Annotated in this window: 19 protein-coding genes and 3 tRNA genes; 10 read left to right on the top strand and 12 right to left on the bottom strand. The window is 68.5% G+C overall.

Annotation, left to right across the window (positions count from 1 at the left end; all coding sequences use genetic code 11):
- Positions 1–2 precede the first annotated feature (2 nt).
- The 3 genes from IMW82_RS04785 (at position 3) to IMW82_RS04795 (ending at position 1,871) form a co-directional block, all read left to right on the top strand.
- Complete coding sequence (locus IMW82_RS04785) at positions 3–1,127, top strand: homoserine O-acetyltransferase (RefSeq protein WP_211003996.1); 1,125 nt, start codon at positions 3–5, stop codon at positions 1,125–1,127.
- Positions 1,128–1,176: 49 nt separating this feature from the next.
- Positions 1,177–1,758 (top strand): cysteine dioxygenase family protein, encoded by a 582-nt coding sequence (locus IMW82_RS04790; protein WP_108472619.1) that lies wholly within the window; start codon positions 1,177–1,179, stop codon positions 1,756–1,758.
- Positions 1,759–1,785: 27 nt separating this feature from the next.
- Positions 1,786–1,871: transfer RNA gene (locus IMW82_RS04795), tRNA-Leu, on the top strand.
- Positions 1,872–1,931: 60 nt separating this feature from the next.
- Here IMW82_RS04795 and IMW82_RS04800 read toward each other — a convergent pair.
- A complete protein-coding gene (locus tag IMW82_RS04800) occupies positions 1,932–3,869 on the bottom strand; it encodes a formylglycine-generating enzyme family protein (protein ID WP_108472618.1) in 1,938 nt (645 codons plus the stop codon).
- Between the two features lie 100 nt (positions 3,870–3,969).
- On the opposite strand from IMW82_RS04800, the gene rnd reads away from it, so the two are divergent.
- The 3 genes from rnd (at position 3,970) to IMW82_RS04815 (ending at position 8,965) form a co-directional block, all read left to right on the top strand.
- Positions 3,970–5,085, top strand: coding sequence for a ribonuclease D (gene rnd, locus IMW82_RS04805; protein WP_108472617.1), 1,116 nt, complete (start codon positions 3,970–3,972; stop codon positions 5,083–5,085).
- A 60-nt stretch (positions 5,086–5,145) separates the two neighbouring features.
- A tRNA-Ala gene (locus IMW82_RS04810) sits at positions 5,146–5,221 on the top strand.
- Positions 5,222–5,365: 144 nt separating this feature from the next.
- Positions 5,366–8,965, top strand: coding sequence for a DNA methyltransferase (locus IMW82_RS04815; protein ID WP_108472658.1), 3,600 nt, complete (start codon positions 5,366–5,368; stop codon positions 8,963–8,965).
- A 354-nt stretch (positions 8,966–9,319) separates the two neighbouring features.
- On the opposite strand, the gene ppk1 is transcribed toward IMW82_RS04815, so the two are convergent.
- On the bottom strand, positions 9,320–11,485 hold the full coding sequence (ppk1, locus tag IMW82_RS04820) for a polyphosphate kinase 1 (RefSeq protein WP_108472616.1): 2,166 nt from the start codon (positions 11,483–11,485) through the stop codon (positions 9,320–9,322).
- Positions 11,486–11,816: 331 nt separating this feature from the next.
- Here ppk1 and IMW82_RS04825 point away from each other — a divergent pair, with 331 nt between their 5' ends.
- On the top strand, positions 11,817–13,064 hold the full coding sequence (locus IMW82_RS04825) for an MFS transporter (RefSeq protein WP_108472615.1): 1,248 nt from the start codon (positions 11,817–11,819) through the stop codon (positions 13,062–13,064).
- A gap of 897 nt (positions 13,065–13,961) precedes the next feature.
- On the opposite strand, the gene murB is transcribed toward IMW82_RS04825, so the two are convergent.
- The 5 genes from murB to IMW82_RS04850 all read right to left on the bottom strand — a co-directional run bounded on the left by murB (position 13,962) and on the right by IMW82_RS04850 (position 18,885).
- Positions 13,962–14,990: a UDP-N-acetylmuramate dehydrogenase gene (gene murB / locus IMW82_RS04830; RefSeq protein ID WP_108472614.1), complete on the bottom strand. Its 1,029-nt coding sequence runs from the start codon at positions 14,988–14,990 to the stop codon at positions 13,962–13,964.
- A gap of 10 nt (positions 14,991–15,000) precedes the next feature.
- Positions 15,001–16,038, bottom strand: coding sequence for a quinone-dependent dihydroorotate dehydrogenase (locus tag IMW82_RS04835; protein ID WP_108472613.1), 1,038 nt, complete (start codon positions 16,036–16,038; stop codon positions 15,001–15,003).
- Positions 16,039–16,189: 151 nt separating this feature from the next.
- Positions 16,190–16,951 (bottom strand): SDR family oxidoreductase, encoded by a 762-nt coding sequence (locus IMW82_RS04840; protein WP_108472612.1) that lies wholly within the window; start codon positions 16,949–16,951, stop codon positions 16,190–16,192.
- A 7-nt stretch (positions 16,952–16,958) separates the two neighbouring features.
- Positions 16,959–17,261: a DUF4190 domain-containing protein gene (locus IMW82_RS04845; RefSeq protein WP_108472611.1), complete on the bottom strand. Its 303-nt coding sequence runs from the start codon at positions 17,259–17,261 to the stop codon at positions 16,959–16,961.
- Positions 17,262–17,349: 88 nt separating this feature from the next.
- Positions 17,350–18,885, bottom strand: coding sequence for an aldehyde dehydrogenase family protein (locus tag IMW82_RS04850; protein ID WP_108472657.1), 1,536 nt, complete (start codon positions 18,883–18,885; stop codon positions 17,350–17,352).
- A gap of 303 nt (positions 18,886–19,188) precedes the next feature.
- Between IMW82_RS04850 and IMW82_RS04855 the strand changes: the two genes are divergently transcribed.
- Positions 19,189–19,265: transfer RNA gene (locus IMW82_RS04855), tRNA-Arg, on the top strand.
- A gap of 47 nt (positions 19,266–19,312) precedes the next feature.
- Here IMW82_RS04855 and IMW82_RS04860 read toward each other — a convergent pair.
- Both IMW82_RS04860 and IMW82_RS04865 read right to left on the bottom strand, forming a co-directional pair.
- Positions 19,313–20,872 (bottom strand): YdiU family protein, encoded by a 1,560-nt coding sequence (locus tag IMW82_RS04860; protein WP_108472610.1) that lies wholly within the window; start codon positions 20,870–20,872, stop codon positions 19,313–19,315.
- A 65-nt stretch (positions 20,873–20,937) separates the two neighbouring features.
- On the bottom strand, positions 20,938–21,726 hold the full coding sequence (locus tag IMW82_RS04865) for a transglycosylase SLT domain-containing protein (RefSeq protein WP_234411373.1): 789 nt from the start codon (positions 21,724–21,726) through the stop codon (positions 20,938–20,940).
- Positions 21,727–22,354: 628 nt separating this feature from the next.
- Here IMW82_RS04865 and IMW82_RS04870 point away from each other — a divergent pair.
- On the top strand, positions 22,355–22,945 hold the full coding sequence (locus tag IMW82_RS04870; RefSeq protein ID WP_108472608.1) for a DUF1415 domain-containing protein: 591 nt from the start codon (positions 22,355–22,357) through the stop codon (positions 22,943–22,945).
- A 58-nt stretch (positions 22,946–23,003) separates the two neighbouring features.
- On the top strand, positions 23,004–23,336 hold the full coding sequence (locus IMW82_RS04875) for a YkgJ family cysteine cluster protein (protein WP_108472607.1): 333 nt from the start codon (positions 23,004–23,006) through the stop codon (positions 23,334–23,336).
- A 6-nt stretch (positions 23,337–23,342) separates the two neighbouring features.
- On the opposite strand, the gene IMW82_RS04880 is transcribed toward IMW82_RS04875, so the two are convergent.
- The 3 genes from IMW82_RS04880 to IMW82_RS04890 form a co-directional block, all read right to left on the bottom strand.
- On the bottom strand, positions 23,343–24,044 hold the full coding sequence (locus IMW82_RS04880) for a pseudouridine synthase (protein ID WP_108472606.1): 702 nt from the start codon (positions 24,042–24,044) through the stop codon (positions 23,343–23,345).
- A complete protein-coding gene (locus IMW82_RS04885) occupies positions 24,041–25,111 on the bottom strand; it encodes a class I SAM-dependent methyltransferase (protein ID WP_108472605.1) in 1,071 nt (356 codons plus the stop codon). The genes IMW82_RS04880 and IMW82_RS04885 overlap by 4 nt, the downstream gene beginning before the upstream one ends.
- Before the next feature lie 67 nt (positions 25,112–25,178).
- Positions 25,179–25,520 (bottom strand): carboxymuconolactone decarboxylase family protein, encoded by a 342-nt coding sequence (locus IMW82_RS04890; protein ID WP_108472656.1) that lies wholly within the window; start codon positions 25,518–25,520, stop codon positions 25,179–25,181.
- Positions 25,521–25,556 lie beyond the last annotated feature (36 nt).

Below are 25,556 nucleotides of genomic sequence, written 5' to 3' on the forward strand. Positions count from 1 at the left end.
CGATGGGCGACGCGCGCCGTTATTACGCCCTGCCCTCGCCATTCGCGATGAAGCGTGGCGGCGAATTGCACGGCGCACATGTCGCCTACGAGACCTGGGGCACGCTGAACGCCGCACGCGACAACGCCGTGCTGGTGCTCACCGGCCTGTCGCCCAGCGCACACATGACCTCGTGCGAAGAGGACCCGTCACCAGGCTGGTGGGAAGGCATGGCCGGCCCCGGCAAGGCGATCGACACCACCCGCTGGTTCGTGATCTGCGTGAACTCGCTGGGCAGCGACAAGGGTTCGACCTGCCCCGCCTCGATCGATCCGTCCACCGGCGAGCCGTACCGCCTGAGCTTCCCCGAACTGGCGCTGGAAGACGTCGCCAACGCCGCGCATGGCGTCGCCGGCAGCCTCGGCATCAGCCAGCTGGCCTGCCTGATCGGCTGCTCGATGGGCGGCATGAGCGCGCTGGCCTACATGCTGCTGCACCCCGACAGCGCGCGCGCGCACATCAGCGTGGACACCGCGCCGCAGGCGCAGCCGTTCGCCATCGCGATCCGCTCGCTGCAGCGCGAGGCGATCCGGCTCGACCCGCAGTTCAACGACGGCAACTACGACATCCATGCGGAGCAAGGTGGCCGCTACCCCGACCTCGGCATGAGCATCGCGCGCAAGCTCGGCGTGATCACCTATCGCTCCGCGATGGAATGGAACGGCCGCTTCGCGCGCATCCGGCTCGATCCCGAGCAGCGCGAGGACGAGCCATTCGGCCGCGAGTTCCAGGTCGAGTCCTACCTGGAAGGCCACGCCCAGCGCTTCGTACGCCATTTCGACCCGAACAGCTATCTCTACCTGTCGCGCGCCAGCGACTGGTTCGACATCGCCGAATACGGCCACGGCAGCGTGCTGGAAGGCCTCAGACGCATCCGCATCGAACAGGCGATGGTGATCGGCGTCAGCACCGACATCCTGTTCCCGCTACAGCAGCAGGAACAGATCGCCGAAGGCCTGGAAGCCGCCGGCGCGAAGGTGGAATTCGTGGCGCTGGATTCGCCGCAGGGCCACGACGCGTTCCTGGTCGACATCGACAACTACAGCCGCGCGATCGGTGGCTTCCTGAACAGGCTGGCGGCCGGGTGAATGCCGCGCTGCTAAGATAAGCCGCACCACGCATCCCACCGAGATCATCATGCTCACCCTGGATTTCCCCGGCAGCCGCACCCTGATCGACGCGATCGACGCCGCCGTGGCCAAACCGACCACCCACGAACTCACCGACAGCCTGCGCAACAGCCTGTGCAAGCTGATCCGCGAGAATGCCGTCACCCTGCCCGACTGCGTGTTCGAGGCGAATGCCGAGCACTACGCCCGCCGCGAGCTGTACCGCAGCGAGGACCACGGCTACTGCGTGGTGGCGATGACCTGGGGGCCAGGCCAGGGCACGCCGATCCACGACCACGACGGCATGTGGTGCGTCGAAGGTGTCTGGAACGGCGCGCTGGAGATCGTGCAGTACGAACTGATCGAGCACGACGCACAGCGCTACTGCTTCCAGCCGGTCGGCTCGATCCAGGCCGGCGCCGGCTCGGCCGGCAGCCTGATCCCGCCGCACGAATACCACAGCATCCGCAACCCCAGCGACAGCGCGGTCACCGTCAGCCTGCACATCTACTCCGGCCCGATGACCCGCTGCTCGGTGTTCCAGCCGCTGCCGGAAGACCGCTGGTACGGCCGCGACGTGCGCCAGCTGGGTCTCGACCGCGTGCACTGAACCCGGCATAATCACCCGCTCGCACATGCCGGCGTGGCGGAATGGTAGACGCGGCGGACTCAAAATCCGCTTGTGGTGACACAGTGGAGGTTCGAGTCCTCTCGCCGGTACCAGCTCACGAAGAACCCCGCCTCGCGCGGGGTTTTTCATGCCTGGAGATCTTGAACAGCCTCTTACAGCTCTCGCACCACCCGGAAGCCGACCCGGCCGCTGCGCGTGTCGCCGCTGCTGCCCTGGCGGTAGGCCGAGTCCACCTGCTCCGGCGAGCTGCCCCACGAGCCGCCGCGCACCACGTGGGAGCGGCAGCCGGGGTTGACCCAGGCGCTGCCGTCGTCCGGCGCGCGGATGTAGTTGTCGTGCCAGCAGTCCAGCACCCACTCGGAGACGTTGCCGTTGATGTCGTACAGGCCGAACGGGTTGGCGGCGAAGCTCATCACCGGCGCCGGCCCCCAGTAGCCGTCGCGGTAGTTGCGGAAGGCGTGGCTCCAGCGGCGGCCGCTGCGCGAGCGGTCGCCGGAGCCGGTCAGGTTTTCCACCGCGCGCTTCGGTGCGTCGTCGCCCCACCAGTAACGGCTGCTGGTGCCGCCGCGCAGCGCGTACTCGAACTCCGCCTCGCTGGGCAGCCGGTAGGTCTTGCCGGTACGCTGGCTCAGCCACTCGGCGTACGCCCTGGCGTCGTTCCAGGAAACGTTCACCACCGGCAGGTTGTCGTCGGCCTTGCGGCCGGCGTAGTCGTCCTGCCAGGTGGCGTCCGCATCGTCGCGCAGCGTGCCGCTGCGCTCGTCATACACGCTGGCGCCACCCAGCTTGATCGAGTCGGGCACGTAACCGCTGGCGCGCACGAATTCGCGGAATTCGCCCACCGTCACCGCGCTGCGCGCCATCGCAAAACCCTTGCTGATGGTGACCGCGTGTTGCGGCGTCTCGGCATCGGTATGGTCTTCCTCGTCGGCCGGTGCGCCCATGCGGAAGCTGCCGGTGGGGATCACCACCATCGCCGGCGTCTTGCCCGGCAGGTCGACGTAGCGGTCGGCGAACACCTGGCCGGGCTTGTAGCTGGCGTACAGGCGCGCGTTGGTCAGCTGTTCGTCGAACGCGGCCAGCGCCGGCAGCGCCGGGGCGATCGCCCGCACCTGCGCCGCCAGCTTCGTCGCCAGTCCGACATTGCCGGCGTCCAGCGCCGAATGCGCCTGCGCCAGCATGCCGTTCGCGCGCTGCTCGCGCATGTCGTCCACGCGCTTGTGCACGTCGATCATCTGCTGCGAACCGGGGCGGATCGCCTGCGCCGCGGCCAGTTCGTGGTCGGCCCCGACAAAATCGTTCTGCGCCACCGCCGCCAGCGCACGGTCCAGCACCGCCCGCTGCACCTGGAAGATGCCCTGCTCGGCCACCGCATTCTGCGGGTCCAGCTTCTGCACCTCGCGGTACAGCTCCAGCGCACTGCCGTCGCGCGGCTGGTCCGCCTTGCCCTGCCGCAGCAAACCGGCGGCCTTCGCCAGCATCGGCCGCACCTGCTCCAGGATCTTCAGGCTCGCCTCCAGTTGCGCCACTTCCGTCTCGGCATTCGGCAGCGTGCGCAGCGCACCAAGCAGGTCCTGCGCCGCGTCGGCGTCGCCCACCGCGATGTCCTGGTCGATCTCCGCCACCAGCCGCGCGCGCACGTCGAACAGGCCCTGCACCGCGTGGCGGCTGTCCGGCTTGTCCTTCAGTGCCTGCTCGAACAAGGCGGCGGCGCTGTCCTTGGCGCCGACCAGCCGGCCGGCACGCAGCGCCACGTTCGCCCGCTCCAGCAGCGCCTGTACCGCGGGCGGGTCCGCGCTGAGCTGCTCGGGCAGGTTCGCGTTCTTGCTGCCGCGCGCGGCGATCACCGCCGCCGGCGCCAGCGTCAGCGGCGGCCCGGCATTCAGTTCGTTGATCGTCGACAACCGCTCCGGCTGCAGGCCGCTGCCCGGCGCGGCCGCACCGAGCGACATCGAACGGCGCGGCGCCTGCGCCGGATTGACGTGGAACAGCCCCGGGAAGAAGTGGTACAGCAGCGCAAACCCCAGCACGATCACCCCAAGCGCCCCGCCGAGCGCGCGCTGACGGCGCAGGGTTGCGTTGTTCGGCATAGATGGGCGTCCTTGGTGCGGCCTGTTATCGTGCGCTGCTCACCATAGGCACAAACCGGCGACAGGGCAATCCACGCCCGCGCCTTTCCAAGGAGTACCGATGTCACCGCCCGAACCCGCCGCTGCCGACTGGATCGACCGTCCCGACGCGCTGCAGGCATGGCTGGCCGCGCTACCCGCCGACGCCGCCGTCGGCCTGGACACCGAGTTCATGCGCCGCAACACCTTCTATCCGCAGCTGGCGCTGCTGCAGCTGGGCTGGAACGGCCGTTACGCCCTGATCGACCCGCTCGCGTTCGCCATCGGCGCCGCGCTGCAGCCGCTGCTCGGCGCCGGCCCCGCGGTGACCATCATGCACAGCGCCGGCGAAGACCTGGAAACCCTCGCGCCGCTGCTGCCGGACGGCCCACACACCCTGTTCGACACCCAGGTCGCCGCCGCCTTCGCCGGCATGGGCCTGGGCCTGAGTTACCGCGCGCTGGTCGCCGAACTCGCCGGCGTGGATCTGGACAAGGGCGAGACCCGCTCGGACTGGCTGCAGCGCCCGCTCACCGACGCGCAGCGCAGCTACGCCGCGCTGGATGTCGTGTACCTGAAAACCATCCACGAACAGCTGGCCGAACGCCTGCAGCGCCGCGACCGCAGCGCCTGGCACGCCGAGGATTGCGCGCGCCTGAAGCAGCGCGCCAGCCATCGTGACGGCGACCCGCAACCGCAGCGTGCACTGCGAGGCGCCGCCGACTGGCCGGTCGCGCAGCAGGCCCTGCTGCGTCGCCTGCTGCAATGGCGTGACCGCAGAGCGCGCCGCCTCGACGTGCCGCGCCCGTGGCTGCTCGACGACACGCTGGCGCTCAACCTGGCGCAGCAGCCGCCGCGCAGCCTCGGCGATCTGGAACAGCGCGGCCGCGGCCAGCGCGCCCTGCGCTCGGCCCAGCGCAGCGAGTTGTTCGAACTGCTCGCCGTGCCCGTCAGCGACGAGGAAATCGCCACCACCGCGCGCATCCCCGGCCACCCGCAGGGTGAGGCGAAGAAGGCGCTGGCGGCGATGAAGGAGCTGATCGACCACCGCGCCGGCGAACTCGACCTGCCGCCCGGCCTGCTGTGCCCGCGCAAGGTGCTGGAGGAATACGTGGTCACCGCCGAATGGCCCGAGTTCCTCGAAGGCTGGCGCCGCGAGGTGCTGCACGACCGCCTGCCCGACCTGCTGCCCGGCTGAGTTCGTCCGGCTCAGCTCTTGGCGAAGCTCCCGCACGCTGCTAATATTCGCGGCTTCCGTGGGGCGGTAGCTCAGCTGGGAGAGCGCCACGTTCGCATCGTGGAGGTCGTGGGTTCGATCCCCATCCGCTCCACCACGGATTCACACGAAAGCCCCCGGCCTCCGGGGGCTTTTTTGTTGGGCGTTTTGTTGGGCATGATGCCACCGCCGCGTCGATGGGCGCGTGCGCTGGCCGCCCCCATCGGCTAGCCTGCGCAGGGGGTGGATCGAAGGAATGGCCATGAGCGGAATCAACCAGGGCGACGCTGACGCCTTCATCGCCAAGTGGCGCGGCGTTACCGCCTCAGAGCTGTCCACCGCGCAGACCTTTGCCATGGACTTGTGCCAGTTGCTCGGCGTGGACCTGCCGCACGCGGACGCCGAACAGCAATACATGTTCGAGCGGCCGGTCACCTTCAGCCACGGCGACGGCAGCAGCTCGGCCGGGCGCATCGACCTGTACAAGCGCGGCTGCTTCGTGCTGGAAGCGAAGAAGCTCAAGGCGCCCACCCACACCAAGGGTTTCGACGACGCCATGCTGCGCGCGCGCAGCCAGGCCGAGCAGTACGCGCGCGCCCTGCCGGCCAGCGAGGGCCGCCCGCCGTTCCTGCTGGTGGTGGACGTGGGCAACCGCATCGAGCTGTATGCGGAGTTCAGCCGCTCCGGCGCCACCTACACGCCGTTCCCCGACCCGCGCAGCCACCGCATCGCGCTCGACGAACTGCGTGACGAAACCATCCGCGCGCGCCTGCGCACCATCTGGACCGACCCGCTCGCGCTCGACCCCAGCCGCGAATCCGCCCGCGTCACCCGCGAGATCGCCGCACGCCTCGCCACCCTCGCCCGCAGTCTGGAAGCCGCCGGCCGCCACGCCGAAGCGGTCGCGCAGTTCCTGATGCGCTGCCTGTTCACCATGTTCGCCGAAGACGTGAAGTTGCTGCCCACCGACAGTTTCCGCGACCTGCTGCTGAAATACGCCGACCAGCCCGACACCGCCATGCGCATGCTCGGCCTGCTCTGGCACGACATGGACACCGGCGGCTTCAGCGGCGCCATCGCCAGCGAGGTGCTGCGCTTCAATGGCAAGCTGTTCAAGCAGCCCGACACTCTGCCGCTCACCCGCGAGCAGATCGCGCTGCTGATCGAGGCGGCCAAGGCCAAGTGGGAACACGTCGAGCCGGCCATCTTCGGCACCCTGCTCGAACGCGCGCTCGACCCCGGCGAGCGGCACAAGCTCGGCGCGCACTACACCCCGCGCGCCTACGTCGAACGGCTGGTGCTGCCCACCGTGATCGAGCCGCTGCGCGGCGAATGGAGCGACGCCCACGCCGCTGCGCTCACCCTCGCCGCCGAAGGCAAGGCCGACGAGGCGGTGAACACCTTGCGCGCGTTCCACCATCGCCTGTGCACGGTCAAGGTGCTCGACCCCGCCTGCGGCAGCGGCAACTTCCTCTACGTCACGCTGGAACACCTGAAGCGCCTCGAAGGCGAAGTGCTCAACGCACTGGACGAACTCGGCTACCGCCAGACCGGCCTGGCGCTCGGCGGCGAACGCGCCGACGCGATGGGCGGCGAAACCGTCGACCCGCACCAGTTGCTCGGCATCGAGCTGAACCCGCGCGCCGCCGCCATCGCCGAAGTGGTGCTGTGGATCGGCTACCTGCAATGGCACTACCGCACCCGCGGCGACATCAACCCGCCGCAGCCGGTGATCCGCGACTTCCGCAACATCGAGAACCGCGACGCCGTGCTGGCCTACGACCGCATGGAATACGTCACCGACGAGCGCGGCGTGCCGGTCAGTCGCTGGGACGGCGTGAGCATGAAGACCTCGCCGGTCACCGGCGAGGACGTGCCCGACGACAGCAAGCGCGTGCCGCTGGAAAGGTATGTGAACCCACGCAAGGCGGCGTGGCCGGAAGCGGATTTCGTGGTGGGGAATCCGCCGTTTATTGGCGCTTCCAGCATTCGTCGCGCCCTCGGCGACGGCTACGCCGAAGCGCTGCGCGCCACCTGGACGGAAGTCCCCGAGTCCGCCGACTTCGTCATGTACTGGTGGCACCACGCCGCCGTGCTGACCCAACGCGGCGCGCTGCAGCGCTTCGGCTTCATCACCACCAACTCGATCCGCCAGACCTTCAACCGCCGCGTCATCGAAGCCGCGCTCGGCTCCTCCCTCTGCCCGCAGGGGGAGGCTGGGAGGGGGTTGCCCCGGGTCGCCGCCAAGTCAAAAGCACCCCACCCCAACCCTCCCCTGCTAGCAGGGGAGGGAGCAAAAGCACGGCCGCTGTCGCTGGTGTTCGCGATTCCCGATCACCCGTGGGTCGACGCCACCGATGGCGCGGCAGTACGCATTGCCATGACCGTTGGCGCCGTGGGAGCAACCGACGGACAACTGCGTGTGGTTGAAACGGAAATCGACGGCGAGCAGGACGAAGTGGCAATCGCCTTGCGCGCTCGCAGCGGCGTGATCCATGCCGACCTCAGCACGGGCGCAAACGTCACCAGGGCGAAATCATTGCTGGCGAACAGCGGCATCAGCTGTCCCGGCCTGAAGCTGCATGGCGCTGGATTCATCGTCACTTCCGAGCAAGCCAGGCCGCTGGGGCTTGGAAGCATCGCCGGCTTGGAGCATTACATTCGGCCATATCGCAACGGTCGCGACCTCACCGACAAACCGCGTGGTGTGCTGGTGATCGACCTGTTCGGCTTGAGTGCGGAGGAAGCGCGCGCACGTTTTCCAGCCGTGTATCAGCATGTGCTTGAACACGTAAAACCGGAGCGCGACGCCAAGGCAGATAGCAAAGACGGCGCGGCTTACGCACGGCTCTGGTGGCTTCACGGCAAGCCGCGGCAGGAGTTGCGCAAAAGTCTTGCCGCATTGCCGCGCTACATCGCCACTGTCGAAACCGCCAAGCACCGCACCTTCCAGTTTCTCGACGCCAGCATCGCGCCAGACAACATGCTCGTGTGCATTGCGCTGGACGATGCGAGCTTCCTAGGCGCGCTTTCGTCTTGTGCGCATGTCGTTTGGTCGCTGGCAGTAGGCGGCAGGCTCGGGGTTGGCAACGATCCGCGATACAACAAGTCGCGTTGCTTTGATCCCTTCCCGTTTCCTGTCTTGAGCGACGAACAACAAACCCACCTTCGAGCCCTCGCCGAACAACTCGACGCCCACCGCAAACACCAGCAAGCCGCGTACCCGGACCTCACCCTCACCGGCATGTACAACGTGCTGGACAAGCTGCGCAGCGGCGAGCCGCTGACGACGAAGGAGCGGGTGATCCACGAGCATGGCCTGGTCTCGGTGCTGCGCCAGCTGCATGACGAGATCGACGCGGCGGTGCTCGATGCCTACGGCTGGGGCGACCTGTTGCCGTTGCTGCGCATCAGCCACGGCAACGACGCCCCCGCCGACGGCACCAGCCGCGACGACGCGAAGCGCGCCTTCGACGAGGCGATCCTCGAACGGCTGGTGGCGCTCAACGCGGAACGCGCGGCCGAGGAAGCGCGCGGCCTGGTCCGCTGGCTGCGCCCCGCGTTCCAGCACCCGACCGCGCAGGCCGCGCCGGAGCAGGCCGAAATCGCCACCGAGCAGGCCGGCGACGACACCGCCGCGCCCGCCGCCGCCAAGCCGCTGCCGTGGCCGAAGGACGCGGTGGCCCAGGTGCGCGCCGTGGCCGACGCGCTCGCCGCCAGCCCGATCGCGCTGGACGCGGACGCACTGGCCACCCGCTTCAGCGCCCGCGGCCCGTGGAAGAAACGCCTGCCGCAATTGCTCGACATGCTGGTGGCGCTGGGCCGCGCCCGCGAACAGGACGGCCGCTACAGCAGCCAGTAGGCCCCGAGCCTTGCGCTCCGGGCAAAAAGCCTCGCGCTCCGAGCGAAAAGCCCCACACTCCGAGCGAAAAGCTCGGCGCTCCGGGCAAAAGAGCCTGAAGCTCCAAACAAAAAGCTCGGAGTTCCGAGCGAAAAGCCCCGCGCTCCGAACAAAAAGCGCCACGCTCCGAGCGAAAAGCCCGGCGCTCCGAGCAAAAGAGCCCGACGCTCCGAGCAAAAAGCCCCGCGCTCCGCGCAAAAAGCCCCACGCTCCGCGCAAAAAGCCCCGCGCTCCGAGCGAAAAGCCCCACGCTCCACCCGCGCCGTAGGGCGTTCCGTGGTGCGTGGCGGGTGGTGCCACCCTGCGCTGTGTGGCTCAGTACGTGCTGCCGGCCCCTGCCCCGCACAGCTTGTCCATCAGCTCGGCCTGCACGTTGCGCACGGGTTCGCCGGCGGCCGGTGAGAGGCGCAGGTATTCGCCATCGGGCTGCAGCAGCGAGGCGCTGGCGTTGTCGGTGAGGTACAGCTCCAGCGCTCGGTGCACGCGCTGCTGCAGTTTCTTGCCTTCGATCGGGAAGGCGGTTTCGACGCGGCGGTCGAGGTTGCGTTCCATCAGGTCGGCGCTGGCCAGGTACAGCTGCGGCTCGCCGGCGTTGGCGAACCAGTAGGCGCGGCTGTGTTCCAGGAAGCGGCCGATGACCGAGCGCACGCGGATGTTGTCCGACACGCCTTCGATGCCAGGGCGCAGGCAGCAGATGCCGCGCACGATCAGCTCCACCTGCACGCCGGCGATACTGGCCTTGTACAGCGCACGGATGACCTTCGGCTCGGTCAGCGCGTTGACCTTGAGGATGATCTGCGCCGGCTTGCCCGCCGCCGCGTGCGCGGTCTCGCGCGCGATCAGTTCCAGCAGGGCCTTCTTCAGCGTGAACGGCGCATGCAGCAGTTTCTTCATGTGCAGCATCTTGCCCATGCCGGTGAGCTGGCTGAACAGCTTGTGCACGTCCTCGCACAGTGCCTCGTCGGAGGTGAGCAGGCTGTAGTCGGTGTACAGGCGGGCGTTGCCGGTGTGGTAGTTGCCGGTGCCCAGGTGCGCATAACGCACCAGTTCGCTGCCCTCGCGGCGCTGGATCAGCATCAGCTTGGCGTGCGTCTTGATGCCGACCACGCCGTAGATCACCATCGCGCCGGCCTGCTGCAGGCGCGAGGCGAGGCTGAGGTTGGATTCCTCGTCGAAACGTGCGCGCAGCTCGACCACCGCGGTCACTTCCTTGCCGGCGCGGGCGGCGTCGACCAGCGCATCGACGATCTCGGAGTTCGCGTTGGTGCGGTACAGCGTCTGCTTGATCGCCAGCACCTGCGGGTCCTTCGAGGCCTGGCGCAGCAGGTCGACCACCGGCGCGAACGACTCGTACGGATGCAGCAGCAGCACGTCCTGCTTGCCGATCACCTCGAACAGGTCCTCGGCGTGCTGCAGCACCTTGGGCAGCGCCGGTGTGAACGGCGGGTACTGCAGCTTCGGGTAGCTGACGTTGTTGGCGATGCGGAACAGCCGCGCCAGGTTCACCGGGCCGTTCACTTCATACAGTTCCGACTCGGCCAGGCCGAACTGCTTGAGCAGGTGGTCGGCCAGATCCTTGGGGCAGTTGTCGGCCACCTCCAGCCGCACCGCGTCGCCGAAGCGGCGCGAGTACAGCTCGCCACGCAGCGCCAGCGCCAGGTCCTCGACGTCTTCCGGGTCGAGCGTGAGGTCGGCGTTGCGGGTCAGCCGGAACTGGTAGCAGCCGAGCACCTGCATGCCAGGGAACAGTTCCTCTGCATGGGCGTGGATGATCGAGGACAGCAACACGTAGTTGTCGCCGCCCTCGCAGATCTCCAGCGGCAGGCGAATCAAGCGCGGTAACACGCGCGGCGCCGGCACGATGGCCAGGCCCGAGTCGCGGCCGAACGCATCCACGCCGTCCAGCCGCACGATGAAGTTGAGGCTCTTGTTGACCAAGAGCGGGAACGGATGGGTCGGGTCCAGCCCGATCGGGGTGACCAGCGGCGCCACCTCCTCGCGGAAGTAGCGGCGCACCCACAGCTTCTGCTTGTGCGTCCACTGCGTGCGCCGCACGATGCGGATGCCGTGCGTGGCCAGCTCCGGCAGGATGCGCTCGTTGAGGATCGCGTACTGCCGCGCGACCTGCCGGTGTGCGATCTCGGCGATCTCGGCCAGCGCGCGCCGGGGCGGCACGCCATCGGCGCCGATGATCTCGTGGTCCAGCGCGATCTGCCCTTTCAGCCCGGCCACGCGGATCTCGAAGAACTCGTCCATGTTCGCCGAGAAGATCAGCAGGAACTTCAACCGTTCCAGCAGCGGCGTGCGCTCGTCCAGCGCCTGGTCCAGCACACGGATGTTGAACTTCAGCTGCGACAACTCGCGATGGATGTACAGGCGGCTGTCGGTAAGGTCCGGCCCGTGCGTCGACGGCGCGGCATCGTTGGCGGCAGGCGCGGCGGCGTCGGTCGGCAAGGTCTCGCGAATCAGGCGGCTGGTCATGGGTACACCGGGTGGGTTCAAGCAGGGAACACCGGACATCGTAGCGCGTCGCGGGCCAAGTCCAGGCGACCGCAACCTTGCCGGTCATGCACCGCTCAGTGTGCAATCCACCGTTGACGACGGGATGACAACGACGGGCTCTGCGGGGGGGATGTCCAGGGTACCGCGCAGCCCGGCGGGCAGTGCCCGCCCTACCACAGCCGGCTTCGTAGGGCGGGCACTGCCCGCCGCTCCTTGCGCCGCTCCGCTGCATACGTTGGCACATGCGGGCTTGCCACCATTTGCCTTATCGTGGGAGCTCCCCGCCCCGCCCTACCCCGCCAAAACACCCATGCAGACTCGCGTCGAGACCGCTCCGCTGTCCCCTGTCGCCCTCACGCCGTCCACCGATACCGCTCCGGCCGCGGAGCACACCCAGTTTGCGGTGCTCGGCGGGATCAGCTTCGCGCACATGCTCAACGACATGATCCAGTCGCTGATCCTGGCGATCTACCCGATCCTGAAGAACGACTTCCAGCTCAGCTTCGCCCAGGTCGGCCTGATCACGCTGACCTTCCAGCTCACCGCCTCGCTGCTGCAACCCGTGGTGGGCATGGTGACGGATCGGCGGCCGATGCCGTACTCGTTGCCGGTGGGCATGGGCTTCACCCTGTGCGGCCTGTTGCTGCTGGCCACCGCGCCGAGCTTTCCCGTGCTGCTGCTCGCCGCGGCGCTGGTCGGCACCGGCTCGTCGGTGTTCCATCCCGAGTCCTCGCGCGTGGCGCGGATGGCCTCCGGCGGTCGGCATGGGCTGGCGCAGTCGCTGTTCCAGGTCGGCGGCAATACCGGCTCGTCGCTGGGGCCGCTGCTGGCCGCGTGGATCATCGTGCCGCACGGGCGCGGCAGCGTGGCGTGGTTCTCGCTGGCGGCGCTGCTGGCGATCGTGGTGCTGTTGCAGGTGGGGCGCTGGTACAGCCGGCATCATGCCGTCCGTCGCAAGGCCATGGCCGGGCATTTCGAGATACTCGCGCTGTCGCGCCGGCAGATCATCGCGGCGCTGGCGATCCTCGGCCTGCTGATCTTCTCCAAGTATTTCTACCTGGCCAGCCTCAGCAGCTATTACACGTTCTACCTGATCCACAAGTTCGGCGTGTCGGTGCAGAGCGCGCAGGTGCACCTGTTCGTGTTCCTGTTCGCGGTGGCCGCCGGCTCGCTGATCGGCGGCCCGGTCGGCGACCGCATCGGGCGCAAGTGGGTGATCTGGGTCTCCATTCTCGGCGTCGCGCCGTTCACCCTGCTGCTGCCCCACGTGAACCTGATGTGGACCGGCGTGCTGACCGTGGTGATCGGCCTGATCCTGGCCTCGGCGTTCTCGGCGATCCTGGTCTACGCGCAGGAACTGATCCCCGGCCGCGTGGGCATGATCTCGGGCCTGTTCTTCGGCTTCGCCTTCGGCATGGGCGGCATCGGCGCCGCCGTGCTCGGCGGCCTGGCCGACACGCATGGCATCGAGTATGTCTACCGGTTGTGCGCGTACCTGCCGTTGATGGGGTTGATTACGGTGTTTTTGCCGGATATCGAGAAGCGGGTTCGCGCGTAGCGTAGCTTTGGCTTCTTTGCCACTATCAGAGCAAGAGCTTTCGTCCTCCTTCGGAGGGCGAGTCACTTTCTCTCGCTTGCCCGAGAGAAAGTAACCAAAGAGAGGGGCACCCCGCTTCCGCGCTTTCCGGGCATCCTGCCCGGAAAGTTCGCGGCCGGGCTACGGGGTTTGTCGACAGGGCATCCTGCCCTGACGACAAACTGGTTCGCATCCCTGCGAACCACCCTGCGGGCTTTCCTTCGCCCGCCCGCCGCTGCAGAGGGGACCCCGGTAGAGCAGCGCGCATCCTGCGCGCACTCTTTAGAAGAGCCAGACCACAGCCACGGCAAAACGACGCTATGGTGTGGCTTCGGCCGTTGCTTTTCAGCTTTATCACCGAGTGCGGGCCACGATGGCCCGCTGCTCTACCCGGGGTCCCTTGCGCGGCGGTGAGGCGGGGTCGACAGGCCGCGCAGCGGGCGAGTCCATGGATGGACTCGCCTTTTCGCGCGGGCAGGATGCCCGCTCGAAAAGCCCGGCCCCGACTCACGGACTTGTTGGGCAGGATGCCCAACAAGCGCCAAGCGGGGTGGCCTTTCTCTTTGGTTACTTTCTCTTTGGCCACGCAAAGAGAAAGTAACTCGGCTGCCGAAGGCAGACGAAAGCCCTTGCTCTGAAATGCCGGCGCACAAGCGAAAGCATCGCGCGCGCTCCTACAAGGGTATTAATCGCCGGGCGAAGTGCGATGCCTGCCTTCGCAGGCATGACGAGGTGGAGGGAGGGCGGTACCCGCCTTCGCGGGCATGACGGCCTTCGCAGGCATGACGGGGGGTGCGCAGGCAGACGAAAGCCCTTGCCTCCGAAACTCTCGGCCCTGAGTGAAGCAAGAGCATCGCGCACGGAGTGCGCCCCAAAAACTCAGCGCGCGCCGATCACCACCGGCTCCGGCTCCAGCTGCACGCCAAACCTGTCGCGCACACCGTGCATCACCCGCTGCGCCAGCGCCCACAACTGCGGGCCGGTGGCGTGGCCGTGGTTGACCAGCACCAGTGCATGCCGGCTGGAAATGCCGGCATCGCCCTCGCGCACGCCCTTGAAGCCGGCAGCCTCGATCATCCACGCGGCGGACACCTTGCAGCGGCCGTCGGGTTGCGGCCAGGCAGCGAGGCCGGGATGCTCCCGCTTCAGTGCGTCGGCCAGCGCGGCGTCGACGATCGGGTTCTTGAAGAAGCTGCCGGCGTTGCCGATCACCGCCGGGTCGGGCAGCTTGCGCGTGCGCAGGCGTACCACCGCCTCGGCGACGTGGAACGGTGCGGGTTTGTCCACGCCCATCCGCGCCAGTTCCTCGCTGATGCCGGCGTAGTCGGTGCGCAGCGGACGGCTGCGCGGCAGCATGAAGCGCACGGCGGTGACGATGTAGCGGCCGGGTTCGTGCTTGAACAGCGAGTCGCGGTAGGCGAAGGCACAGGTGGCGTGGTCCAGCGTCACCACGCGGTGCTCGCGGGTATCCCACGCTTCCACGCTTTCGACGAACTCGGCTACTTCGCTGCCGTAGGCGCCGATGTTCTGGATTGGCGCAGCGCCGACCGTGCCGGGGATCAGGATGAGATTCTCCAGGCCGGCGTAGCCCTGGCCCAGGGTCCAGCGCACGAAGTCGTCCCAGCGCTCGCCGGCGGCCACCGCGATACGGGCGCTGTCGCCGTCACTTTCCACCTGCACGCCGCGGGTTTCCATCGCCAGCACGGTGCCGTCGAAGTCGCCGGTGAACAGCAGGTTGCTACCCTCGCCCAGCACCAGCAGGCGGCTGTGGCGCACGGCGGGGAAGTCGAGCAGTTGGGGCAGTTTGCTGGCGTCGCGAATTTCTGCCAGCAGCGTTGCCCGCGCATCGACGCGCAGGGTGTTGCGGTTCGCCAGCGGGGCATGCTCGATGAGCGTGTAGCCGCCCATGTCCACGCGTTCAGTCGACATCGGCGTTCCCGCGCTGGCGACGGATCTCGTCGACGCATTCGGCGACCAGGGTTGGCCCGCGGTAGATCAGGCCCGAGTACAACTGCACCAGCGAGGCGCCCAGCTCCATCTTCTCGGCGGCATCGCTGCCGTCCACGATGCCGCCCACGCCGATCAGTGGGATACGGCCCTGCAGCCGCCGGTGCATGCCGGCCAGCACCGCGGTGGAACGGTCGAACAGCGGCTTGCCGGACAGCCCACCGGCTTCGCTGCCGCGCGGGTCGTCCGCCACCGCTGCATGGTCGATGGTGGTGTTGGTGCAGATCACGCCGTCGATGCCGGTGCGCAGCAGCACCTCGGCGATCGAATCCAGTTCCGCCTCGGCAAGGTCGGGCGCAATCTTCAGCAGCATCGGCTTGCGCCGGCCATGCTGCGAACCGAGCCGCTCCTGCGCCTCGCGCAGCACCGAGATGAAGCGGCGCAGCGTGGCTTCCTGCTGCAGGTCGCGCAGGCCCTGGGTGTTCGGCGAGGAGATGTTCACCGTGACGTAGCTGGCCAGCTCGTACACGCGGGTGAGGCACAGCAGGTAGTCGCTGACCGCCTTCTCGTTCGGCGTGTCCTTGTTCTTGCCGATGTTGATGCCGAGCACGCCGTGGTAGCTGGACTGCTGCACGTTGCGCACCAGCGCATCGACGCCGTCGTTGTTGAAGCCCATGCGGTTGATGATCGCCTCGTGCCGCGGCAGCCGGAACAGGCGCGGCCGGTCGTTGCCCGGCTGCGGCTTCGGCGTCACCGTGCCGACCTCGATGAAGCCGAAGCCCAGCGCATCGAGCGCGTCCAGGTGTTCGGCGTTCTTGTCCAGGCCGGCGGCCAGCCCGACCGGGTTCGGGAAGGTGATGCCGAACGCCTTGGTCGGCAGGTCCGCCGGCGGCTTGGCGATCCAGTGGGCAAACCCGCTGCGCTGGGCCACGCCCAGCGCGTACAGGGTGGCGCGATGCGCGGTCTCGGCATCGAGCTTGAACAGCAGCGGGCGCAGGGTGTCGTACATGGATCAGACCGGTTGGCCCGCGCAGATGCGGGCGAGGTGATCGAAGGGTGCCACACCGCTTCTGCCAGCGCCGTCGAGCCACCGGCGCGGGCGCACGTTGCGGGTACGGCGCACGAATGCGCCAGCGTGGAGCCAGGGGGTGGCGTGCCGCTCAGCCATGGAGCATCTGCCCGCCATCGACCACCAGGGTGTGGCCGGTGATCCAGCCGGCCCACGGCGAGGCCAGGAACAGCGCAGCGTGCGCGATCTCTTCCGGCTTGCCGAAGCGACCGAACGGAATTTTCGCCAGGGTGGCGCGGTAGAGCTCCGGCTGTTCCTGCCGGCGGCGATCCCACAGGCCATCGGCAAACGCGATCGAGCCGGGCGCGATCGCGTTGACGCGGATGCGCTGCGGCGCCAGCGCCAGCGCCTGCGAGGTGGTGTACTGGCTCAGCGCCGCCTTCACCGCCGCATACGCCGCGCCGTTCGCACGCGGACGGAACGCGGCGATCGAGCTGGTGTGCAGGATGCAGCCATGCGCCGACGAGGCCAGATGCGGCAGCGCCGCGCGCGAGGCGCGCACCGCGGCCATCAGGTCCACGTTGAAGCCGGCCAGCCAGCTCTCGTCGCGTTCGTCGAAGCCATAGCCGCTGGCATTGTTGACCAGCACGTCGATGCCGCCGAGCGCCGCGGCGGCGTCCGCCACCCAGTTGGTAATAGCGTCGGCGTCGGCCAGGTCGCAGCTCTGCGCATGTGCCGGTACGCCGTGCGCCGCCAGCGCCTGGCGGGTTTCCTCCAGCGCCGTGGCGCCGCGTGCGCAGATCGAGACAGCCGCGCCGGCTTCGGCGAAGCCCAGCGCGATGCTGCGACCGATACCGCGGCTGCCGCCGGCGACGACGACGCGATACCCGGAGAAATCGAAGGCCGCCGTCATGCGAGCATCAGTGCCAGCCCGCGAACGCGAAGCCGAACACCAGCACCGCGATCAGCACGAACACGCCCAGCACACACAGCACCAGCTGCGCGTAGCCCAGCACCAGACCAGCCACGGCCATGCCATCGCCTTCGAGGCGGTTGTCGGGCGGACTGCGGCGGATCTCGCCACGCGCCAGGTGGCCGCAGATGATCGCCACGATCGCGCCGATGAACGGCAGCACGCACCAGGCCAGAATGCCGAAGACCAGGCTCACCACCGCCAGCGAATTGGTGGTGGTGCCCGGTCGATAGGACGGTTGATAGCTCATCGGGTCGCTCACTCGTCTAGGAAGTGGAACAGCGCCGTCATGCATCGAACGGTCACGGGCGGCGCACCGCCCGCGACCGGTTACGCGATTACACCGTGAACTTGATGCCCTGCGCCAGCGGCAGCGCGTCGGAGTAGTTGATGGTGTTGGTCTGCCGGCGCATGTAGACCTTCCATGCATCGGAACCGGATTCGCGGCCGCCGCCGGTTTCCTTCTCGCCGCCGAACGCGCCGCCGATCTCCGCACCCGAGGTGCCGATGTTGACGTTGGCGATGCCGCAATCCGAACCCGCCGCCGACAGGAACTGCTCGCCCGCGCGCAGGTTGTTGGTGAAGATCGACGAGGACAGGCCCTGCGGCACGTCGTTCTGCATGTCGATGGCTTCGTCCAGCGTCTTGAACGGCATCACGTAGAGGATCGGCGCGAACGTTTCGGTCTGCACCACGTCGTCGGAGTTCTTCACGCCGGTGACGATGGTCGGCAGCACGAAGTTGCCCTTGCGCTCGGTCAGCGCCTTGCCGCCGGTGCGCACGGTGCCGCCAGCGGCCTTGGCGTTCTCCACGGCCTTCAGGTAACCCTGCACCGCTTCCTGGCTGTTGAGCGGGCCCATCAGCGTGGTGGCCAGGGTGGGATCGCCGATCTTGCCCTCGACCTGGTGGTACGCCTTGACCAGCGTATCGACCACGCCGTCGAAGATCGACTCGTGCACGAACAGCCGGCGCGTGGTGGTGCAGCGCTGGCCGGCGGTGCCGACCGCGCCGAACACGATGCCCGGGATCGCCAGCTTCAGGTCGGCGGTTTCATCGAGGATGATCGCGTTGTTGCCGCCCAGTTCCAGCAGCGAGCGGCCCATGCGCCGCGCCACGCGCTCGCCGACCATGCGGCCGACCTTGGTCGAGCCGGTGAAGCTGATCAGCGCGATGCGCTTGTCGTCGACGAAGGCCTGCGCCAGGTCGCTGCCGGCGTCGTTGAACAGGAAGAACAGGTCGGGGAAACCGCCGGCCTTCAGCGCCTCGTTGCAGATCTTCATGGTGGCGATCGCCGACAGCGGCGTCTTCGGCGACGGCTTCCAGATGCAGATGTCGCCGGCAATGGTGGCCAGCATGGCGTTCCACGCCCACACCGCGACCGGGAAGTTGAACGCGCTGATGATGCCGACCAGGCCCAGCGGGTGGTACTGGTCGTACATGCGGTGGCCGGGGCGCTCCGAATGCATGGTGGCGCCGTACATCATGCGGCTCTGGCCCACCGCGAAGTCGGCGATGTCGATCATCTCCTGCACTTCGCCGTCGCCCTCGGGCTTGATCTTGCCCATCTCCAGCGCGACCAGCGAACCGAGCGCGTCCTTGTGCTTGCGCAACGCCTCGCCGCACAGGCGCACCGCTTCGCCACGCTGCGGCGCCGGGGTGCTGCGCCATACCTTGAACGCGGCCTGCGCGCGCTGGACGATCACCTCGTAATCGGCGGCGCTGGACGCATGCACGGTGCCGAGCACGTCGCCGGAGGCCGGGTTCACCGGCTGCAGCGCGCCGGCGTCGGTGGTCTTCGACCACTCGCCCTGGCCGAGGTAGCTGCCGGACTGCTCGCCGTCGAGGCCGAGCGCGCTGAGGATTGCATGGGACATGGAGGTCTCCTGGACGTGCGGCGCCCGCGGGCGCCGTGGGTGAAATCGGTAATTGCCCATTCTAACAGGCTGGCCGCCTTGCTCCCTCCCCTGCGAACAGGAGGCAGATGCTGTGCTCCTCCCCCTGCTTGCAGGGGGAGGTTGGAGGGGGTAGCGCCGGGCTTGCGAAAAGATCAAGAGCCAACCCCTCCCCAGCCCTCCCCTGCAAGCAGGGGAGGGAGTGATGTTTCGCCCCTTGCTTGCCGACGGACGGCGAAGTGACGGATCGCGCCGCCATGCGATCCATGCGAAAATCCCGCCGCTGCCCTCGTAGCTCAGTTGGATAGAGCGGCCCCCTCCTAAGGGGCAGGTCGGACGTTCGAATCGTCTCGAGGGCACCAGTTCCGCAACGCGAGGGCCGGCCATGCCGGCCTTCGTGCTTTCCGGCTCAGGAGCTGCACGACAGCATCGAGCAACCAGCCTTGTGCCGCGCCCAGTCCGGACGCTTCTGCGCGAACGCCTCGCGGCCGGGCTGGTCGTCGTACGGATGGCGCAGCACGTCGAGCAATTCAGCGATACCGCTGGTATCGCCCTGCTCCGCACGATCGATCGCCTGTTGCGCCAGGTAGTTGCGCAGCACGTAGCGCGGGTTGGCCAGGCGCATGCGCTCGCGGCGCTGCGCCGGCGACAGCGGATCGTCGGCCAGCCGCGCCGCGTAGCGGGCCAGCCAGTCGCCGAGCGCCGGCTCGGCCTCGCGCCGTTTCGCCTCGTCGTAGAACGCCTCGCCGAACAGCGCCAGCGAGGGCGACTGCATGCCGAACTCACCCAGCGCGCGGAACCACAGCGTCATGTCGATCTCGGCCTGCTGCATCAATCCCTGCAGCGACTGCATCAGCGCCACGTCGTCGTCGCGGCATTCAGCCACGCCCAGCTTGGCGGCAATGTTCGCGCGGTCGGCGGCGGCATAGGTGGCGGCGTAATGCTGCAGCCCGGCTTCCAGCCGTTCGACGCCGTCAAACAGCGGCGCCAGCGCACCGGCCAGGCAGCTCAGGTTCCACCACGCCACGTTCGGCTGCTGGCCGTAGCGGTAGCGGCGCCGCTGCGCATCGGTGGTGTTCGGCGTCCACTCCGGATCGTAGTTGTCGACCCAGCCGTACGGGCCGTAGTCGATGGTGAGGCCGAGGATCGACATGTTGTCGGTGTTCATCACCCCGTGCACGAAGCCCACGCGCATCCAGTGCGCCATCATCGTGGCGGTGCGCTCGCACACCTGCCGGAACCACGCCGCGTACAGCGCCTCGCCGCTGCCTTCCAGTTCCGGAAAATCGCGGCGGATGGTGAACTCGACCAGCTGCCGCAGCAGCACGATATCGCCGCGCGACGTGGGCAGCTCGAAATTGCCGAAGCGGATGAACGAGGGCGCCGCGCGGCAGACGATCGCGCCGGGTTCCGGCGCGGCGTGGCCGTCGTAGAACATGTCGCGCACCACCGTTTCGCCGGTGCCGACCAGGCTCAGCGCGCGTGTGGTCGGCACGCCCAGGTGGTGCATCGCCTCGCTGCACAGGAACTCGCGCACCGAGGAACGCAGCACCGCGCGGCCGTCTGCGCCGCGCGAATACGGCGTCAGCCCCGCACCTTTCAATTGCAGTTCCCAGCGCTCGTCGGCGGCGTTGACGACTTCGCCCAGCGAGATCGCGCGGCCGTCGCCGAGCTGCCCGGCCCAGTGGCCGAACTGGTGACCGCCGTAGTTCGCCGCGTACGGCTGCATGCCCTCGAGCAGCGCATTGCCGCCGAACACCTGCGCGAACGCGGGTGCGGCGACGTCCGCTGCACTGAAACCCAGCGCCGCTGCCATCTCCGCCGAATGCGCCAGCAGGCGCGGCGCCGCCACCGGCGTGGGATCGACCCGCGAGTACAGCGCGCCGTCCACCTGGCGCCGCCGCGCGCCCTGCTCCGCATCGCCGGGCAGCTCGCGCACGAACGCATTGTCGAAACGAAGATCAAACATCAGGGCACCTCGGGGCTGCAGCCTATATCCGGGCGCCGATGGCCCTATGCAAGGCCGCGCCGCGGCTAGCGCGCCACGGCCTGCCCGCCGTGCGCCGGGCGATGGATCGCCTGCAGCCGCTGGTAGACGGTCAATACGGCGGTGCCGTAATCCCTGGCCAGGCTCGGCGTGTGGCTGTGGTAGTAGCCCACGCCGAGCACGCGGTCGCGGGTCTGGTGCATGCCGTCGCGCAGGATTTTCGCGGCCACGGTGATGTTGGTGCGCGGATTCAGCAGGGTCAGCGGATCGCGCACCGCGTCGCGGTGCATCGGGTAGTAGACCTGCATGATGCCGACGTCCTGCACCGCCGAACCGAACTGGCTCGCCGCCGCCATCGCCAGTTGCACGTCATGGCGCTCGCCGCGCACCAGATGATCGTTGACGCGGAACAGCCAGGGCGTGGGCGCGACCTTGCCGTCCGGGTACAACGCCTTCGACTCCACCAGGGCGACGCTGTAGAGCAGCAGCGGATCGACGCCGGCGGCCTTGCCGACCTGCGACCACAGGCTGTGCCGGGACGTGATGTCCAGGTCGGGTTCGTCGATCGGCATCATCAGGTCCATCGTGCTGGCCCCGGACAGCAGCTGGCGACGAGTTTCGGCCTGCACGGAGCGGATTGCCGACGCCACCGTTGCCGCGCTTGCCGGAGCCGCGGTGGCCATCGACAGCACCGGCACCGGTGTGGTCGCCGAGAGCAGTGCAGACGTGGCCGATGCCGGCGTGGCAGCCATGGCACTGGCCGTTGTTGATCCCGCGCCGAAGTGCGGCACGCCAGGGCGCAACAGCACGAGGGCAGCACTCGCGATGGCGCCCATGACGACGCCTGCCGCAAGCCGGTGCCAAGACGTATTCGCCCATCCCGGCCACCGTGTCCACGGTGCGATGCGCGCGTCGACGAGGCGGCGCAAGCGGGCGGCTGCGGTCGCCTGCCATCCATCCAGCGGCCATGTGGGTGGCAGCAGCCAGCGTTCCGCTGCCGGCCGCGGCGCCCGCGCCGACAACCGGTCAGGCACGGCCCGTGAGCGAATCCACCGGGCAGGTGCCGGCATCACGACCAGCGGGGCGACGGGGCGATGGCGTGCCGACGAACCGCCGGATTTCCAGCACGCCGGAGCCATCAGGTATACGCGGGCCGGATCGCGCGGGATGTTGCGCACCGTCATGGGGTCCGCCGGCGGATGCACGCCATCGACCCCGGCGTACCCGCGGCTCTCGCCGTGCAAGGTATCTGCGGTCGTCGGGGTGGAACCATCCACGAGGGAATCCTGTTCAAGGGCGCGGGCACAGCCAGTTTCCGGCGCCGGGGTTCGCCATTAAATCAGGTTTGCGGAGCCAGTTGCCGTATCCGGCGGCAAGGCGTCCCGCACGGCCATCGATACGGCATGCCCGGGCCGCTGCGACGGCCAGCCGCTATAGTCGGCTGCCGCCACCTGCGAAAACCGCATGAACCCGACGCCCGCCAACGAGCTCAACGCCGACGCGCTGCCCGAGGATGCCCCCTACCTCGCCGCCACCACCCGCTGGCTGGAGCGCGCGGTGATCGGGCTGAACCTGTGCCCGTTCGCCCGCGCGCCGCACGTGCAGGGCAAGCTGCGCATGCGGGTGAGCCATGCACGCGATGCCGACGCGCTGCTCGATGACCTCTGCGGCGAGCTGCAGTCGCTCAACGCGCTGACGCCGGAGGAATGCGAGACCGGCCTGCTGATCCACCCGTTCGTGCTCGACGACTTCCTCGACTACAACGACTTCCTCGACGTGGCCGACGCCGCCGTACAGACGCTGGGGCTGGAAGGCGAATGGCAGGTGGCTGGCTTTCATCCCCGCTATCAGTTCGCCGACACCGCACCGGACGATGTCGAGAACTTCAGCAACCGCTCGCCGTACCCCACGCTGCATCTGTTGCGCGAATCCAGCATCGAGCGTGCGATGGAACAGATGAGCGACACCGACGCCATCTACCGGCGCAACATCGAGACGCTGCAACGGCTGGGCGTCGATGGCTGGCAGGCGTTGTGGCGCGACGGCACGGATTGAACACGGCAATCCCACCGGAAGTTCACATTCGCGCCGGGCGAAGCTGTCACACTGACGAGTGAAAAATATCCCCGACCCCTACGCAGAAAGCGTCGACCCCGGCGTGCACTGCAATACCTGCGAAGCCGTGTGCTGCCGCCTCACCGTAGTGCTGATGCCGGAAGACCGCGTGCCGGCCTGGCTGGTCGCCCGCGACGAATACGGCATGGAAACCCTGGCCAAGGGCGAGGACGGCTGGTGCGCCGCAGTCGACCCGAACACCTTCCGCTGCACCATCTACGAAGACCGCCCCGCCATCTGCCGCAAGTTCGCGATGGGCAGCCCGAGCTGCCGCGACGAGCGGCACAAGTGGTTCGGCAACGCGATTCCCACCGCAGTGCACGTTCTGTAGTAGCGCTTACACGGCGAAGATCAGCGCGACTTCGGCGGCATCGAGCGCACGCCATTCGCCTGGCGGCAGGTCCCCCAGCACCAGCCCGCCGACCGACACCCGCTGCAGCGTCTCCACATGATTGCCGACGGCGGCGAACATGCGGCGTACCTGGTGGTAACGGCCTTCGCTGACGCCGAGCCGGGCATGCCGCGGACCCAGCACCTCCAGCGCAGCCGGCGCCAGCGGCTCGGTTTCCGACTCCAGCAGCAGGCTGCCGCTGGCGAACAGCTCGCCCTCGTCGCCGCGCAGGTCCTGCGCCAGGGTGGCTTCGTAGACCTTGGTCACCTGCGCTTTTGGCGAGATGATCCGGTGCAGCAGTGCGCCGTCGTCGGTGAACAGCAGCAGGCCGGAGGTGTCGCGGTCGAGCCGGCCCACGCTGGACAGGGCCGGCGAACGCACGTTGTAGCGCGGCGGCAACAGGTCATACACCACGCGACCCGGGTCCTTGCGCGAGCAGGTGACGCCGAGCGGCTTGTTCATCATCAGGGTGAGCCCGGGCGGCGGATCGAGCGGCTCGTCGTCGACGCGGATGGTCTCGTACGGCACCACGTCGTCGGCGTACAGCACTTCGCCGTTCGCATCGGTGATGCGCCCGGAGCGGAACAGCTGGGTCACGTCCTTGCGGCTGCCGTAGCCCAGGTTCGCAATGAGCTTGACCAGTTTCATCCGCGCACCCCGACTGCTTCGATCACCTTGAATCCTTCCTGCACGACCAGCGTGCGCACTTCATGGAAACGCGAGGCCAGCACGGCCTCGTATGGCAGGTGCCGGTTCGCCACCAGCAGCAGCCGGCCATCCGGCAGCAGCGCCTCGGCCGCGCTGACGATGAACGCGCGGCCCAGTTCCGGCAGGTCGGCGCGCCCCTGGTGGAACGGCGGGTTGCTGACGATGGCGTCGTAGCGCTGTGCCAGGCCACGGGTGACGTCGTGCCAGTAGACCGTCACGGCCAGCTCGCGCGCGCACTCGCGCTGCGCCCGTGCCAGGTTGAGCCGTGCCGGTTCCAGCGCGCGCGCCTCGGCTTCGTACAGGTCGATCGCCTCGACCCGCGGGCAACGCGCGACGACCTGCGTGGACAGATAGCCGTAGCCGGCACCGAGGTCGGCCACGCGACCGTGCAGGTCTGCCGGCAGGTGTTCCGCCAGCAGCGCCGAGGCGGGGTCGATGCGATCCCAGGCGAACAGGCCGGGGCGGCTGAGGTAGCCGTCGGCGATGCTACGCGGTTCATCCAGTGCCAGCCATGCGGCCAGCAGGTCCTGGTCGACGTCGGCTGGCTGCGGCGTGCTCCAGAACGCGCGGCACTTGTGCTTGGACAGGTGCTGCACGGCGCCGGAAAGTTTCGCCAGGTCCGCCTCGCCCGACTTGGCGCCTTCGGCATTCGGCATCGCGGCCAGCACCGTGCCGCCCGGCGCCAGCTGCCGCAACGCGCGGGCGAACAGCGCGCGTGCCTCGTCGCGCTGGCGCGACGGCAACAGCAGCACCAGCGGAAATTTTTCATCGGCCGCCGCTTCGCCCACGCGCAGGCCGTGGCGGCCCAGTTCATCGGCGAACGGCAGGAAACCCTGCTCGCACAACCAGCCGGGTTGCGCCCTCTGGCGCAGGCTCAGCCCGGCGCGGGCGCGCAGGAACAACACGCGGCCGTCCGCCGGCATACGCAACTCGCCCGCTTCGAACGGCACGAACAGCGCGGCCAGCGCCGCATCCGGCGCGGCCGCGGAAAATCCGCCAGCAGTCACGTCATCCCCTCCACCTCGAACAGTGGCGGCATTGTACGTGGCGGCGGGCCGGAGCTGGCCGACGGGTTCAGCTGCCGCTGTGCTCGTGCACCGCATCCATCACGCGGGCGGAAAACACCAGCGCCGCACCGGCGTTGAGCGCAACCGCCACGCCCAGTGCTTCGGCGATCTCCTCGCGGGTCGCGCCGTGTTTCAGCGCCTCGCCCACGTGCACCGTGATGCAGCCGTCGCAGCGGGTGGTCACCGCCACCGCCAGCCCGATCAGCTCGCGGGTCTTCGCGTCCAGGTGGCCGGTTTTCTCGCCGGCTCCGGTCAGGACCTGGTAGCCCCGCAGCGTGTCCGGGCTGAGCTTGCCGACTTCGCCGATGCGGCCCAGCAGTTCCTTGCGGTATTGCAGCCAACCCAACATGGTGGTCACCTCGTTGTCGTGGCGGCTGGACGACCT

It is taken from the genome of Rhodanobacter sp. B2A1Ga4 (assembly GCF_018101315.1).
In the GTDB taxonomy this organism is placed as follows: domain Bacteria; phylum Pseudomonadota; class Gammaproteobacteria; order Xanthomonadales; family Rhodanobacteraceae; genus Rhodanobacter; species Rhodanobacter thiooxydans_A.